This is a genomic window from Mariniflexile sp. HNIBRBA6329, from assembly GCF_043558645.1.
Lineage (GTDB): Bacteria > Bacteroidota > Bacteroidia > Flavobacteriales > Flavobacteriaceae > Mariniflexile.
The window spans coordinates 169,479-184,861 of record NZ_JBIFXS010000001.1; the positions used below are offsets into that span (position 1 = coordinate 169,479).

The 15,383-nt window shown below is 33.5% G+C and carries 13 protein-coding genes; 12 read left to right on the plus strand and 1 reads right to left on the minus strand.

From position 1 onward, the window contains the following. Positions 1-2: 2 nt before the first annotated feature. From ACGK9U_RS00715 to ACGK9U_RS00745, 7 genes are all read left to right on the plus strand, one after another. On the plus strand, positions 3-1,466 hold the full coding sequence (locus ACGK9U_RS00715) for a glutamate synthase subunit beta (RefSeq protein ID WP_394464433.1): 1,464 nt from the start codon (positions 3-5) through the stop codon (positions 1,464-1,466). 189 nt (positions 1,467-1,655) lie between these two features. After that, a complete protein-coding gene (locus ACGK9U_RS00720) occupies positions 1,656-1,952 on the plus strand; it encodes a hypothetical protein (protein WP_394464434.1) in 297 nt (98 codons plus the stop codon). An 89-nt stretch (positions 1,953-2,041) separates the two neighbouring features. Next, the gene (locus ACGK9U_RS00725; protein ID WP_394464435.1) at positions 2,042-3,634 is read left to right on the plus strand and encodes a SulP family inorganic anion transporter; all 1,593 of its coding nucleotides are present in this window, start codon (positions 2,042-2,044) and stop codon (positions 3,632-3,634) included. A 5-nt stretch (positions 3,635-3,639) separates the two neighbouring features. Further along, complete coding sequence (locus ACGK9U_RS00730; protein ID WP_394464436.1) at positions 3,640-4,467, plus strand: universal stress protein; 828 nt, start codon at positions 3,640-3,642, stop codon at positions 4,465-4,467. A gap of 31 nt (positions 4,468-4,498) precedes the next feature. Further along, positions 4,499-5,128 carry a carbonic anhydrase family protein gene (locus ACGK9U_RS00735; RefSeq protein ID WP_394464437.1) on the plus strand — a complete coding sequence of 210 codons (630 nt, stop codon included), beginning with the start codon at positions 4,499-4,501 and terminating at the stop codon, positions 5,126-5,128. A gap of 19 nt (positions 5,129-5,147) precedes the next feature. Further along, the gene (locus ACGK9U_RS00740; RefSeq protein WP_394464438.1) at positions 5,148-5,804 is read left to right on the plus strand and encodes a DUF2490 domain-containing protein; all 657 of its coding nucleotides are present in this window, start codon (positions 5,148-5,150) and stop codon (positions 5,802-5,804) included. 97 nt (positions 5,805-5,901) lie between these two features. Then, positions 5,902-7,755 (plus strand): SulP family inorganic anion transporter, encoded by a 1,854-nt coding sequence (locus ACGK9U_RS00745; protein ID WP_394464440.1) that lies wholly within the window; start codon positions 5,902-5,904, stop codon positions 7,753-7,755. Between the two features lie 91 nt (positions 7,756-7,846). On the opposite strand, the gene fbp is transcribed toward ACGK9U_RS00745, so the two are convergent. Then, on the minus strand, positions 7,847-8,854 hold the full coding sequence (gene fbp / locus ACGK9U_RS00750; RefSeq protein ID WP_394464441.1) for a class 1 fructose-bisphosphatase: 1,008 nt from the start codon (positions 8,852-8,854) through the stop codon (positions 7,847-7,849). A gap of 120 nt (positions 8,855-8,974) precedes the next feature. Between fbp and ACGK9U_RS00755 the strand changes: the two genes are divergently transcribed. From ACGK9U_RS00755 to ACGK9U_RS00775, 5 genes are all read left to right on the plus strand, one after another. Beyond that, on the plus strand, positions 8,975-9,454 hold the full coding sequence (locus tag ACGK9U_RS00755; RefSeq protein WP_394464442.1) for a GNAT family N-acetyltransferase: 480 nt from the start codon (positions 8,975-8,977) through the stop codon (positions 9,452-9,454). 1 nt (position 9,455) lies between these two features. Next, positions 9,456-10,721, plus strand: coding sequence for an aspartate kinase (locus tag ACGK9U_RS00760; protein WP_394464443.1), 1,266 nt, complete (start codon positions 9,456-9,458; stop codon positions 10,719-10,721). A gap of 22 nt (positions 10,722-10,743) precedes the next feature. Continuing rightward, positions 10,744-12,573 carry a GNAT family N-acyltransferase gene (locus ACGK9U_RS00765; protein ID WP_394464444.1) on the plus strand — a complete coding sequence of 610 codons (1,830 nt, stop codon included), beginning with the start codon at positions 10,744-10,746 and terminating at the stop codon, positions 12,571-12,573. 551 nt (positions 12,574-13,124) lie between these two features. Continuing rightward, positions 13,125-13,667 carry a hypothetical protein gene (locus tag ACGK9U_RS00770; protein ID WP_394464445.1) on the plus strand — a complete coding sequence of 181 codons (543 nt, stop codon included), beginning with the start codon at positions 13,125-13,127 and terminating at the stop codon, positions 13,665-13,667. A 37-nt stretch (positions 13,668-13,704) separates the two neighbouring features. Then, positions 13,705-15,288, plus strand: a complete 1,584-nt coding sequence (locus ACGK9U_RS00775; protein WP_394464446.1) for a T9SS type A sorting domain-containing protein — start codon at positions 13,705-13,707, stop codon at positions 15,286-15,288. Positions 15,289-15,383 lie beyond the last annotated feature (95 nt).

Here is a 15,383-nt window from a genome sequence, read left to right on the forward strand (position 1 = left end):
TCATGGGAAAAGTAACAGGATTTAAAGAATTTGAAAGACAAGATGAAAGTAATGCGCCCGTACAAGAGCGTGTAAAGCACTATAAAGAATTTACCATCCCTTTAAGTGATGAGGAAATCACTAAACAAGGGTCGCGTTGTATGGATTGTGGTATTCCTTTTTGCCACAGTGGATGTCCATTAGGGAATTTAATCCCTGATTTTAACCATATGGTTCACCAAGGTGAATGGCAAAAAGCTTCATGGTTATTACATGCTACCAATAATTTCCCTGAATTTACAGGACGTTTATGTCCTGCACCATGCGAAAAATCATGTGTATTAGGTATTATTGAAGATCCCGTTTCTATAGAAAATATAGAAAAACAAATTGTAGAGCGTGCCTTTAAAGAAGGTTGGATAAAACCGCAGCCTCCAAAAACAAGAACTGGCAAAACCATAGCTGTTGTAGGTTCTGGTCCTGCCGGATTAGCAGCAGCCCAACAATTAAACAGAGCCGGACATACTGTAACTGTTTTTGAAAGAGATGATGAAGTTGGAGGTTTGCTTCGTTACGGAATTCCTAATTTCAAAATGGAAAAAGGCATTATAGACCGTAGAATTGCTATTTTAGAAGCGGAAGGTATTACGTTTAAAACCAATGTGAACGTTGGTGTAAACTATGATGTTGAAGAATTAAAGAAATTTGATGCCGTAGTACTTTGTGGCGGAGCTACCGAAAGAAGAGGTTTACCAACTCCTGGTGCCGATGCCGATGGTGTGGTACAAGCTATGGATTTCTTAACCCAACAAACCAAAGTGTTATTTGGTAAAGAAGTTAAAGACCAAGTTTTAGCAACCGATAAACACGTTATAGTAATTGGTGGTGGTGATACAGGTTCCGATTGTGTTGGAACATCTAACCGCCATGGTGCAAAATCAGTAGTGAATTTTGAAATCATGCCAAAACCTCCAGGACACCGTTCACCTACTACACCTTGGCCTTTTTGGCCATTACAGTTAAAAACATCATCTTCACATGAAGAAGGTGTTGAACGTAACTGGTTAATAAACACCAAAGAATTTATAAAAGATGCTAACGGTAAATTAACAGCTTTAAAAACTGTAAATGTGGAGTGGAAAATGGTTCCGGGTGAGCGTCCTCAACTAATAGAAGTTGCAGGTACTGAAAAAACTTGGCCATGCGATTTAGCTTTATTGGCTCTTGGTTTTACAGGTCCAGAAAGCACTATAGCAGATAAATTAGGCATTGAAAAAGATGTCCGATCTAACTACAAAGCAGAATATGGCAAATACCAAACCAATATCCCAAATATATTTGCCGCTGGCGATATGCGTCGCGGTCAATCTCTAATTGTTTGGGCAATTTCTGAAGGTCGTGAAGCAGCACGTCAAGTAGATATTTATTTAATGGGTAAATCAGATTTACCAACTAAAAATGAAGCTGGCGATTTGGTAGCATTATAAAACAAAAAAAGAAGATATTAAAAAATCCCTTTATATTAAGTTATTAAAGGGATTTTTTTATTATGTAGTCAAACATTTAGCTTAAAAACTAAAAAAAACATAAAACCTTAAGATTCTAACTCATTTTAAAATTTATTTAACATAATAAAAAGTGTTAAATATTATATTTGCGATTATTAATTTTTTTAGATGTACAAAAACACAATAGCAGTATTCTTCACAATATTATTTATGGCACTTATAGTAGCGCCTACGGTAATTGTTGCTTTAGATGATTCTATTGATACTTCTATTTTTTATTCAATAGCTGAGGAAGAAGAGAATTGTAAATCTAAAAATTTAGTTTCTCCATTTTCATTACAAAACAATGATGTTTTGGCCGGTTTCAAATTAAAAACACATCAGTTTTTTAGTTACCGCTTTAAAAATTACCCAAAACCGCATCTCAATTTAATTTCACCGCCTCCAGAGCAAATCATATTATAATTTCAGTTTTTTTCTGACTTTAGAAAAAGTCAATTAATCACGTTTAATAACTCTTGGTTTTTCAATCTAGAGTAAAATAATATTGTAATATGTTTAAAACTATTAAAAGCGACTTGCCTGCAAGTCTCGTTGTATTTTTTGTTGCTTTACCCTTATGTTTGGGTATCGCTTTAGCTAGTGGTGCGCCTTTATTTTCGGGTTTAATCGCTGGTATTATTGGAGGAATTGTTGTTGGAGGATTAAGTGGTTCCAATGTTGGTGTTAGTGGACCTGCAGCTGGTTTAGCCGCTATAGTTTTAACTGCCATTGGTACTTTGGGCGGTTATGAGAATTTTTTGGTTGCCGTTGTGTTAGGTGGTGCCATTCAATTACTTTTTGGTGTTTTAAAAGCTGGAGTTATTGGGTACTACTTTCCTTCTTCGGTTATTAAAGGAATGCTTACAGGTATAGGAATCATCATCATATTGAAGCAAATTCCTCATTTTTTTGGTTATGATGCTGAACCGGAAGGTGCCGATAGCTTTATAGAAGCTTCAGGCGAAAACACATTTTCTGCCATTTTTAATATTGTAGAAAATATCACTTTAGGTTCTATGGTTATTGGATTTATTGGCTTAGGGATTATTCTTTTTTGGGATTTAATTCTATCTAAAAAAGCTAAGTTCTTTAAAGTTATACAAGGTCCTTTAGTTGCTGTTGTTTTAGGAATTATATATGTTGTAGTTACAAGTGACAACCAAACTTTGTCTATTTTGCCAAAGCATTTAGTTAGCGTACCTATTCCAGAAGATGCTACATCATTTTTGAATCAGTTTAGCTTCCCAAATTTTGCAGCTATCACCAATTCTGAAGTATGGGTAATAGCCTTTACTATAGCTTTGGTAGCCAGTTTAGAAACTTTATTATGTGTGGAAGCAACAGATAAATTAGACCCACATAAAAATGTAACCCCTACCAACAGAGAATTATTAGCCCAAGGAACTGGAAACATTATTTCTGGTTTAATAGGGGGCTTACCTATAACTCAAGTAATTGTTAGAAGTTCAGCCAATATTCAATCTGGAGGACAATCAAAATTATCTGCTATCATACATGGATTCTTGCTGTTAATTTCAGTAATTGTAATTCCTAAGTTATTAAACATGATTCCATTATCTGTTTTAGCTGCCATTTTATTGGTGGTAGGTTATAAACTAGCCAAACCAAAGCTATTTAAAACCATGTACCAATTAGGTTGGAAACAATGGTTGCCTTTTATTACAACAGTATTGGGTATTGTATTCACAGACTTGTTAGTTGGTATAGGTTTAGGACTAATGGTTGGCGTTGTAGTTATCTTACTTAAAAGCTACCAAAACTCACATTTCCTTCATATTGAAGACAAAAGCAATGGTAAACATAAAATAAAAATGACGCTTGCTGAAGAAGTAACATTTTTTAACAAAGGAGCTATTCTTAAAGAGCTGGACAGTTTGCCAAGAGATACGTATTTAGAGCTAGACCTTATTAAAACCCGATATTTAGATTACGATATTATAGAAATCCTTGAGGATTTCCTTCATAAAGCAAGTGAAAGAAATATCGATATTAAATTGGTATCTAAACGTGGCATTGAAGAAAACCCAGCCAGTTTTATAGAGTTTTTTAGAACAAGACCTAAGTCTAAATTAAGTTTAAGCTAAGCGTCATGAAAAAGAAGAAATATAAAATAGTAGTGCTTGCGGATTTAAAAAAATCTGTAGATCCTGCTTTAAAAAGCGCTGTAAGTCTTGCAAAAATGATTGATGGCGAAATAAGCTTTTTTTATGTTAAAAACGCTGCCAAGGTGGTAGAAAGAGATAATCAACTATCTGCAATGCGTAGTATAAACCACGATTATACGGCAACGAATAAGAAAATAAAAAAGATGGTTGAATCTGTTTCTAGTGAGTTTCAGGTTCCTGTAAACTATTCCTTTGTTTTTGGTAATGTAAAGCATGAAATAGATGATTATATTAAAGAAGTAAACCCCGATATTATTGTTTTAGGAAAGAAAAAGTCAAATGCTTTGAATTTTGTTGGCGATAATATTACCAAATTTGTTTTAAAGAAATATAATGGCCTTATTTTTATAGCAGATGCAAACAACACCTTAACACCTAACAGTAAAATATCTTTAGGGGTACTAAATAAGATGGAAACATTTCTTAATGATAGCTTAACTGAAAATTTATTGGCATATACTCAAAAGCCAATAAAATCATTTAAAATCGTAGAGAAATCTGATGTATTGGATGGAACTAATAGTTCTTCAGAAATCAACACTATAAATTATGTGTTTGAACAAAACGATAATTCTATTAATAACCTATCAAACTACATAACAAAAAACAATATTAATTTGTTATGTTTAGATAGAATGAAGAATGGCAAATACCAATCAAGCTCAGAAAAAAAAGACATTCAAACCATTATAAATAAACTGAATGTTTCCCTTTTACTATCAGGCAACAACAATTATTCATTACAACAATAACGATTTATATAAATTATAAAAGTAAAATATTATGAAAGCACACACAAGAGAAACGCAGGCAACCATGACGCCACAAAAGTCGTTACAATATTTAAAAGAAGGAAACCTAAGATTTCAAAATAATTTAAAAGCAAACCGTAACTTATTAGAGCAAGTTAACGATACTAGCGAAGGCCAATTTCCATTCGCAACTATTTTAAGTTGTATTGATTCTAGAGTTTCGGCTGAATTGGTTTTCGACCAAGGTTTAGGCGATATTTTCAGTGTTCGTATAGCTGGAAACTTTATAAATGAAGACATTCTAGGAAGTATGGAATTTGCCAGTAAACTAGCGGGCACTAAGCTAATAGTTGTTTTAGGACATACCAGCTGTGGCGCTATTAAAGGTGCTTGTGACGATGCGAAACTTGGTAATTTAACTACCATGTTAGGCAAAATAAAACCTGCTGTAGAAGCTGTTGCAGAACCAGCAGACAAAAGCCAAAGAAATTCTAAAAACCTAGAATTTGTAGACAACGTTGCAGAAAAAAATGTACGCATTGCTATTGAAAACATTAGAAAACAAAGCCCTATTTTAAAAGAAATGGAAGACAACAATGAAATTGATATTGTTGGAGCTATGTATGACATCAATACAGGTGCTGTAACATTTTTTGAATAAACGACGATATAAAAATATTATGAAGAAGAAGATAAGTATGGTGGCACTAACATTAGCGTTGGTGCTGCCTAACTTTATTAGCGCACAAGACAGTAATTTTGGCAATTGGCTTATATACATTGGAAATAAACAAGTAAATTCCAAATGGAATATTCATAATGAAATTCAATACCGAAATTACAATGCTATTGGCGATTTAGAACAATTACTTTTAAGAACCGGTTTGGGTTATACCTTCAATGAAGGCAAAAATAATGTTTTATTGGGCTACGGTTTTATACTGTCCGAAAATTATATAGGAGATACCGATGATAAAATAAGTGTAAATGAGCATCGAATTTTTCAGCAATTCACATCTAAACAAGCTATAGGAAGCGTTACATTAAACCATCGTTACCGTTTTGAACAACGTTTTGTTGAAGAAGATTTTAAAATGCGTTTTCGTTACTTTTTAGGATTAAATATTCCTTTTACAGAAACCGGTAAATGTTATTTTTCAGCATATAATGAACTATTTATAAATACCGAAAGCGCTATTTTCGATAGAAATAGGGTTTTTGGTGGTGTTGGTTATCATTTGAATAAAAATATTAAACTAGAAGCTGGTTACATGAATCAGTTTTTTGAAACCTCAGGCAGAGATCAATTCAATTTAATTGCGTTTGTAAACTTCTAAAAACAAGCAATTTTAAAAGACTCCAATACTTTTTTATATAATAGTTTCTTTCTTGATTTTAAATAATTAACTTAGAAATCTTAATACTAAACTATATATGAAAAACCTGTTTTCAAACTTAAAAGGAGATGCCTTTGGAGGTATTACCGCTGGTATTGTTGCATTACCATTAGCTCTAGCATTCGGGGTTTCATCTGGTCTGGGTCCAAGCGCAGGACTGTATGGGGCCATTTTTCTAAGTTTCTTTGCTGCACTTTTTGGTGGTACAAACACACAAATTTCGGGTCCAACAGCACCTATGACGGCTGTTAGTATGGTCGTTATTGCAGGTATTATTGCCATAAACGATGGCGATGTTGAAAAAGCATTTCCCGCCATACTTACCGTATTCTTATTGTCTGGCTTAATGCAAATTGGATTAGGGCTTTTGGGGTTTGGTAAATACATAAAATACATTCCTTACCCAGTAGTTTCTGGTTTTATGACGGCCATTGGGGTTATTATACTAATCACACAAATTTTACCTTCCATTGGTTACTATCCAAAAGAAGACATGGAATATGTAAACACGTTTAAACCACAAGCCGAAGAATTAATTCTTGAAAACATTTTAAAAGAGGAAGCTGGCGAAGGCATTTTAGTGTTAGAAAACTTTAAAGAAACGGTAACAAGAGCAGAAAACATTACTGAAGACGTTATTTTAAAAGAATCTAAAACCCTTGCAAAAAATGATGCTTCCGGTGTTTTAGGCACCCTAAAAGTTTTTCCAAGAGCCATTCAAAGTATTAATTGGTTAGAATTAATTTTAGCGCTTTCAACCATTTTTATCATCTACGGATTTAAACGTATTACAACAAAAATACCAAGTACCTTGGTTGCTTTGGTGGTGGTATCGGGTGTTGCCATCGCTTTTGGATTAAATTATAGACCCATTGAAGAAATTCCTAGTGGCATTCCCATTCCACATTTAGAAGTTTTTACAAATTTTAGTATTGCTAGTATCACTCCTTATATTTTTACCGCATTAACATTGGCTTTATTAGGTGCTATCGATTCATTATTAACAAGTGTTGTTGCCGATAATATGACCAAAACGAAACACAAACCCAACAAAGAACTGGTTGGCCAAGGTATTGGGAACAGTATTGGCGCGCTTTTTGGCGGTATCCCCGGTGCAGGTGCAACTATTAGAACGGTTGTAAATATCAACTCTGGAGGAAAAACAAAACTTTCTGGTATGATAGCAGGTATCATGCTACTTATTATCTTATTAGGTCTAGGACCCATTGCATCAAGAATTCCAGCAGCTGTTTTAGCTGGTATATTAATTACCGTTGGGATAGGAGTTATGGACTATAAAGGACTTAAAGCCATACCAAGTTTACCAAAAGATTCTAAAATTGGCCCTTTAAAAATAAGTTCAGAAGTTATTATCATGCTTGTTGTTTTACTGCTTTCTACCTTCTGGAACTTAGTGTACGCCGTAGGAATCGGGCTTATAATTGCTTCTTTGATGTTTATGAAAAAAATTGGCGATTTAACTGCCGAACGTTCAGATGTGAAATCTTTAAAAGAAGAAGCTTGGGCTGATGAATTTGGTTTTCCCGAACAATTAAAAGAAAAAGTATTTATCAAGCATATTAAAGGCCCTTTGTTTTTTGGCTCAACTAACGAGTTTCAAAGTTTGGCGGCCCAAATTCCAAACTCTGCCTCTATGGTTATTATTCGATTGGACCGTATGCAGTATATGGACCAATCTGGGCTATATGCCATGGAAGATGTACTACAAGAGCTAAACAAAAACAAAATCACCGCTTTATTTGTTGATTTACTAGATCAACCAAAATACATGATGGAACGTATTGACATTATTCCAGATTTAATGCCACGAGAACATATTTTTGAAACCTTTAATGAGTGTATTAACTGGATAAAAACTCAAAAAAATTAAAAGCAATAAAAAATGCGAACCGTTCTGTTCGCATTTTTTTTAATGTTTATAATTAAGTCTTTTGTCTCAACTCTAAAATCTCTTGTCTTTTTTATTGTGCATCACGTATAAATTCTTCACACTTTTCAACCATGTTTTTACTACCGCAAATAAAAGGCACACGTTGGTGCAACTCGGTAGGTTTAATGTCTAAAATCCTTGTAGAACCATCACTGGCTTTTCCGTTAGCTTGTTCTGCTAAAAACGCCATAGGGTTGCATTCGTACAATAGGCGTAGCTTACCATTTGAAGTTAATGAATTTTTAGGATACAGGTAAATACCGCCTTTTATCATATTTCTATGAAAATCGGACACCAAAGACCCAATATATCTAGATGTGTACGGTCTATCACCTTCTTCCTTTTGGCAATATTTGATATAATTTTTAACACCTTGCGGAAAATGAATATAATTCCCTTCGTTAACAGAGTAAATATGTCCGTCTTCTGGAAACTGCATATTGGGATGCGATAAATAAAACGAACCGATGGCAGGATTCAAAGTAAATCCATTAACACCAGCTCCAGTAGTATAAACGAGCATGGTAGACGTACCGTAAACCACATAGCCCGCTGCCACTTGCTGACTCCCTTTTTGTAGAAAATCGTCAATAGTAACAGGTGTTCCTACAGGCGTAATACGTCTGTAAATTGAAAAAATTGTTCCAACAGACACATTAACATCAATATTGGAAGAACCATCTAACGGATCTATTAATACAATATATTTGTTTTGATGATTTTCATCTTGACTGTTAATGGCAATAAAATCGTCTTCTTCTTCACTGGCAATACCACAAACTATATTTCTATTGGTAAGGGTTTGAATAAACTTTTCATTAGCATATACATCAAGTTTTTGTTGGTCTTCACCCTGTATATTGGTGTCGCCTGCAGCTCCAATAATATCTACCAAGCCTGCTTTGTTAACTTCATGATTTACTACTTTAGCGGCTAGCCTAATGGAGTTAATAAGGCTAGATAATTCCCCTGAAGAATATTTAAAAGACGCTTGATTTTCAATGATAAACTCTCCTAAGGTTTGCATTTTTTGAGCCATAAATTTGCTTTTTAGTACTACAAATATCTGCTATTTTTTAATGAACTACAACGTTTTCGCCAAAGATTAATCTTTGAAATAGTCAACTTTAAGTTATCTTTGAAATAATTAAAAAATATTATGAGTTTCACAATTAGAAAAGCTAAAAAAGAGGATATGTCACAAGTTTTGGCGCTTATAAATCAATTGGCTGTGTTTGAAAAAGAGCCAGAAGCAGTAATAATAACTGTTGAAGATTTACAAAAAGATGGTTTTGGCGATCACCCCGCTTTTATATGTTTTGTTGCCGAAGTGAACAAAAAAGTAGAAGGCACTGCCATCGTTTTTCATAGGTTTTCTACATGGAAAGGCAAAATTTTACACCTAGAAGATTTGATTGTTAACGAAACCATGCGCGGTATGGGCTTGGGTACTGCCCTTTTAGATGAAGTTGTAAAATACGGGCACAGTTTGGGTGTTAAGCGTATTAACTGGGAAGTATTAAATTGGAACAAACCCGCCATTACCTTATACGAGAAAAAAGGAGCCCATATTTTACACGATTGGAATGTAGTTCATTTAAACGAACAAGGTATTAAAAACTATATAGCAAATCTATAAAATGCAAATATTTAAATTTGGTGGCGCATCGGTTAAAGATGCCAACGGTGTTAAAAATGTTGCGGCATTACTTCAAAAAGTAGGTTATAAAAATACCTTAATTGTAGTTTCTGCAATGGGAAAAACAACCAATGCTTTAGAACTTGTAATTAAAAATTATTTTGAGAATAAAACCGAATTACAAAGCTCGCTTCAAGAAGTAAAAAAATACCATAATGAAATTCTCTTAGATTTATTTGATCCCGATAGCTATCAGGACGAAAAGCATCAAGTTTTTAAAAAAGTAACGTCGTTTTTTAATGAACTTAACCAGTTTTTAGAAACCAATAAATCGCCCGATTATAATTTTGTTTATGATCAAATTATAGGTTATGGCGAATTAATTTCAACCCTTATTGTTAGCGAATATTTAAATTTTATTGGTCTAAGGAACAATTGGATAGACGTTCGAGAGCATATTAAAACCGATACTTATTACCGAAGTGCCAATATCAATTGGGAGGAAACCCAACAACGCATTTCATCAAATTTCAACAAAACCGTATTAAATATTACCCAAGGGTTTTTAGGAAGCGACCCTAATAATTTCACCACCACATTGGGCAGAGAAGGAAGCGATTATACCGCAGCTATTTATGCCTATTGCCTAAATGCTGATAGCGTAACTATTTGGAAAGATGTGCCAGGAGTGTTGAATGCTGACCCTCGCTATTTTGAAAACGCTCAATTGCTAAACAAAATAAGCTACCGCGAAGCTATTGAGTTGGCTTTTTATGGCGCTTCGGTTATACATCCAAAAACGTTGCAACCTCTTCAAGGCAAAGAAATTCCGCTGTATGTAAAGTCATTTTTAAACCCTGAAGCACCAGGAACACGCATAGGGAAAAACATTACGTTAGAACCCATGGTGCCTTGTTTCATCGTTAAGAAAAATCAAGTTTTAATCTCATTATCCTCTTTGGATTTTTCATATATAGTAGAAGAAAACATTAGCGAAATATTTAATTTACTACATTTATATAAAATGAAGGTAGATGTTATTCAAAATTCGGCCATTAGTTTTTCGGTTTGTGTAGATAATATTTATGATAATCTTGACAAGTTATTGCACCATTTAAAAGCAAAATTTAAAGTAACTTGCCACGAAAACGTGTCTCTTTACACCATTAGGCATTACAACCAAAACGCAATTAACCAAATTGAAGAAGGTAAAACCGTGTTATTAAAACAATTAACGCAAGAAACTGTTCAAGTAGTAAGTAAATAAACAATTTAGTACATTTACAGTCATGACCAAACAACAAGATTCAGGATTAGTCTCAGCTAAAGAAGTGGCTAAAGTAATAAACGTGGACAACTATGGCTTTATAGGAACGTTTATTGGCTGGCTACTTATGAAAGTGTTAAAAATATCTACCTTAAATAAATTTTACAACCGCAACAAACACCTAGAGGGCGTTGAATTTTTAGATAAAATTTTAGACGAATTTCAAATTAAATTCGAAATTCCGGAAGAAGATTTAAAACGACTTCCTAAAGATGGAGCCTATATTACCGTGTCCAACCATCCGCTAGGAGGTATTGATGGTATCTTGCTTTTGAAATTAATGTTGGAACAACGAAACGATTTTAAGATAATTGCCAATTTTTTATTGCACCGCATCGAGCCTATGGCACCTTACATTATGCCGGTAAATCCGTTTGAAGATAGAAAAGATGTAAAATCTAGCCTTGTTGGATTTAAAAATTCCATTCTTCATTTACGGGAAGGTCGCCCATTAGGTATTTTTCCGGCAGGTGAAGTTTCAACTTACAGAGATGGAAAATTAGTAGTTGATAGGCCTTGGGAAGCATCGGCAATGAAGCTGGTGAAAAAGGCCGAAGTACCCGTTGTACCCATTTATTTTCATGCCAAAAACAGCAGACTGTTTTACAAATTGTCAAAAATTAGCGATACGCTTAGAACCGCTAAATTGCCTTCAGAGGTTTTAACACAAAAACGACGCACCATAAAGGTTAGAATAGGGAAACCCATTTCGGTTGAAGACCAAAAAGAACACACATCGCTTGAAGATTTTTCAGAATTTTTAAGACGAAAAACCTATATGCTTTCCAATGCATTTGAAGAAAAATCGAAAATACTAGACAACATTCAGGCTACTTTAAAAACACCCAAAGCTCCAAAGCTTATTGTTACACCTGTTGATACAGCACTAATGATTAGCGAGGTAGAAGCTTTGCGTAAAGACGATTCTAGGCTGTTGCAAAGTAAAAATTACGAAGTATTTTTAGCAGAGGCGTCTAAAGTGCCTAACATTTTAAGGGAAATTGGACGTTTGCGAGAAATCACTTTTAGGGAAGTTGGTGAAGGCACCAATGAAGCTATTGATTTGGATGCTTTTGACAATTACTACCACCATATGTTTTTATGGGATAACGAGCAAAACTTGCTAGCAGGAGCTTATAGAATGGGCTTGGGGTCTAAAATTTTTGCCGAATATGGCATCAATGGTTTTTATTTACAAGACCTTTTTAGGTTTGAACCAGAATTACATAAAATGATGAGCCAGTCTATAGAAATGGGTCGCGCATTCATCATTAAAGAATACCAACAAAAACCAATGCCTTTATTTTTACTTTGGAAAGGTATTGTGCATACCACATTACGTTACCCAGAACATAAGTTTTTAATTGGTGGTGTAAGCATCAGTAACCAGTTTTCAAACTTCTCAAAATCGTTGATGATTGAGTTTATGAAATCGCATTATTATGACCCTTATTTAGCGCAGTATGTACATCCTAAAAAGGAATTTAAAGTAAAACTGAAAGACGCCGATAAAGATTTTGTTTTTGATGAAACCGAGGCCGACTTAAATAAGTTTGATAGAATCATTGATGAAATAGAACCAGGAGCATTACGCTTGCCTGTACTTCTAAAAAAATACATCAAACAAAATGCACGCCTTATGGCTTTTAATGTAGACCCATTGTTCAACAATTCGGTTGATGGCTTGATGTACATTAAAATTGCAGACTTACCAGAAAGCACTGTTCGCCCAGTAATGGAAGAATTTCAGGCAGAATTGGAGCGCAAGTTGATGGAGAATAATGGAGATTAACGTCATTACGAGGGAAGTATGACCGAAGTAATCTCTCCAATTAAATTTCAATATACTTTAGATAACCAATAAACAGAGTGTTTTGTCATTTTCTACAGCAATGACGCAAAAAAAACCTATTTCAATAAAAGTAATGTTTTACCGTACATTAGTTACGGGAAATCCATAAAACGAAAATTCTTAAAAAGAATGTAAGAATAACTTGTGTAATATGTTTTTTTTTTTTTCATATTTGTATTGTCCAAAAGCTTATTCTTTGTTTAGTCTATGCAAAAAAGATGTTGAGGGCATTAAAGAGTACTTTTTAACTAGCGCTAGTTTTTTTATTTACTCCCTAAGTAATATTTAGCAGCGTAATAATACAGTTTTTAGACGGCTGTATTGTATTAATAGACTAACCATAGACCCAACCATATAGACCATTTTATAGACTGCATAGACAAAAAACGTGTATGTTAATTGTGTGCAGTAAACATTATTAAACTTAATGCTAATAAGCATTAAACCAAATAATTATTGCAAATTTTTAACCTATTTAATATTAACAACAAATGAAAACATTAACATTATTTTTCTTAATTGTATTTACAACCGTATTGACTGTTAACGCCCAAATAACCGAAGGTAATTGGATGGTTGGGGGTGATGCTAGTTTCTATAATTCTAAAATAAAAGGAGAAAATGAAGAATCCTTAGGTTCTTCAAATGGAATAAGGCTTTACCCTAATATTGGTTATTTTTTTATAGATCAATTTGCAGGAGGTTTAAACGCTAATTTTAATTACGGTAAACCCAGCGGCGGTCTCTCAAATGTAGGTTTTGGGTTAGGACCTTTTGTTAGATATTACTTCTTAAATCCTGAAAAAAGAATAAATGTTTTTGCAGATGCAAACTACAATTATTATTATTCAAAAACCAAAGGTTTTCCCGTTAGTAATGGAAGTAATTATAGGTTTAAAGCGGGTCCTGTTATTTATTTCAATAGTAGTGTAGGATTAGAACTTACTTTAGACTATAGTTCCACAAAATTTGATACTTATACTTCAAATGATTTTAGATTTGCTTTAGGTCTACAAATACATTTAGAAAAATGATGATTTTAATGCTTTTATAAAAACTAAAATTTATAAAATGAAAATTAAATTTATTCTAGTATTTACACTTATTTTTATGTGTAAATCTTATTCTCAAGTTGTAACCACTATAACAAATATATTGGTTAATAACCAAACTACCGTTTCTAATTGTAATTTAATAGATTTCGGCACGAATTCAAACAATAGTCTAACAATTTATTTTAAATTAACAAAACCTTCAAACCAAGCCGTTGGTAATTGTGATTTGGATATTCTATTAAAATATAATACTGGTTCTTACGGCAACTCAAGAGCAAATATTATTCTTCAATCGGGTGGTTGGATTAACAATAATACTGAATTTATTGGGCAAATTACAGCAAATATATCCGCAAGTGAAATTCAACTTACAGGTAGTAGTATTTATATTGAATGTAAAACTTCTTCGGGCGTAAAATCACAAAGTTGCGAATATCCTCTAACAAAAACGCCAACACCAGAGTTTAAGATACTTCCTGGAAGCTCAAATATTAGCTGTGGAAATACAAGCATAATTACTTTTTCGGTTTATAATGTTAATAACTCTCAAGGTACAAAAACATATAGTTGGTATGTAGGTAATGGCTGGAGTTTACCAGATGGTACACCTGTAAGTGGTACATTAACAGATACAAGTAGTACTATCCTATTGAAACCTGCTTCGCAAACTATTTTGCCCTCTACCGTGTTCCTTACAGTTACATTAAATGGAGTTGAATATTATGATTCTTCTCCTGTTATACGCTCTCCTGTTTCACAAACCATTACAGCCATATCTGGTGCATCTACATTATGTAGTGGTAGTACAAATTACAATTTTGGTACTGAAAATGTATTAACGGGGCAAACGGTTACTTGGAGTTTATCTAACAGTACAGTTGCTACTCTAAGCAATGCTTCAAATACGGGGGTTACACTAAACTTAATTGGCAATGGTGGGGTTACACTAACAGCTACCATAGCTGACGCCTGTGGGCAATCTTATAGTAAAACCAAAAACTTGTTTGGAGGCGCTCCACCAGCTATTGCTGTAACTAGAGGTACTGCACAATCTGAGTATTGCGATATTAAATACCATTATGTACCATTTATTATAAATAAACCAATAGGAGCATCTTTAAGCTTTCCTTTTTTATATCCAAATGCAACTTATAGTTCGGTATCTAACGGTAATGATGAATACACCTATACTTTTGCATTTTTAAAAGGATTTAGCGGTTATTTTAATATGTATGCAGAGCTTACAAATAGCTGCGGTTCTTCAACTTATGAAAGTGAAGGCGATTTTTATATACAAAGTTGTAGTGAGATTCAATCTATGGCGAGTTCTAATAAATCAACTCTTGACACCATTTTTAAAATTTATCCAAACCCTTCTAACGATGTGGTGTATTTAGATTTGGTTGACGCTAACAATGTTCCAGAAAAAAATGCTGAAATAAGTGCTTCTTTATATGATATGCTAGGTTTTGAAAAAGAAAAGGTTAAAATTAAAGACAATAAAGCGGTTATTGATGTGAGTGCATTACCTTCTGGATTATATGTTTTAAGACTAAATATTAATGGTGAAACGGAAACACATTTAATTTCGATAAAATAAAAAAGCATCACAAAAAAAGCAGTTTTAGAAAATCTATCTAAAACTACTTTTTTTTATTTTTATAATTTAGTTTGCTTAAAAACTACGCTTCAATC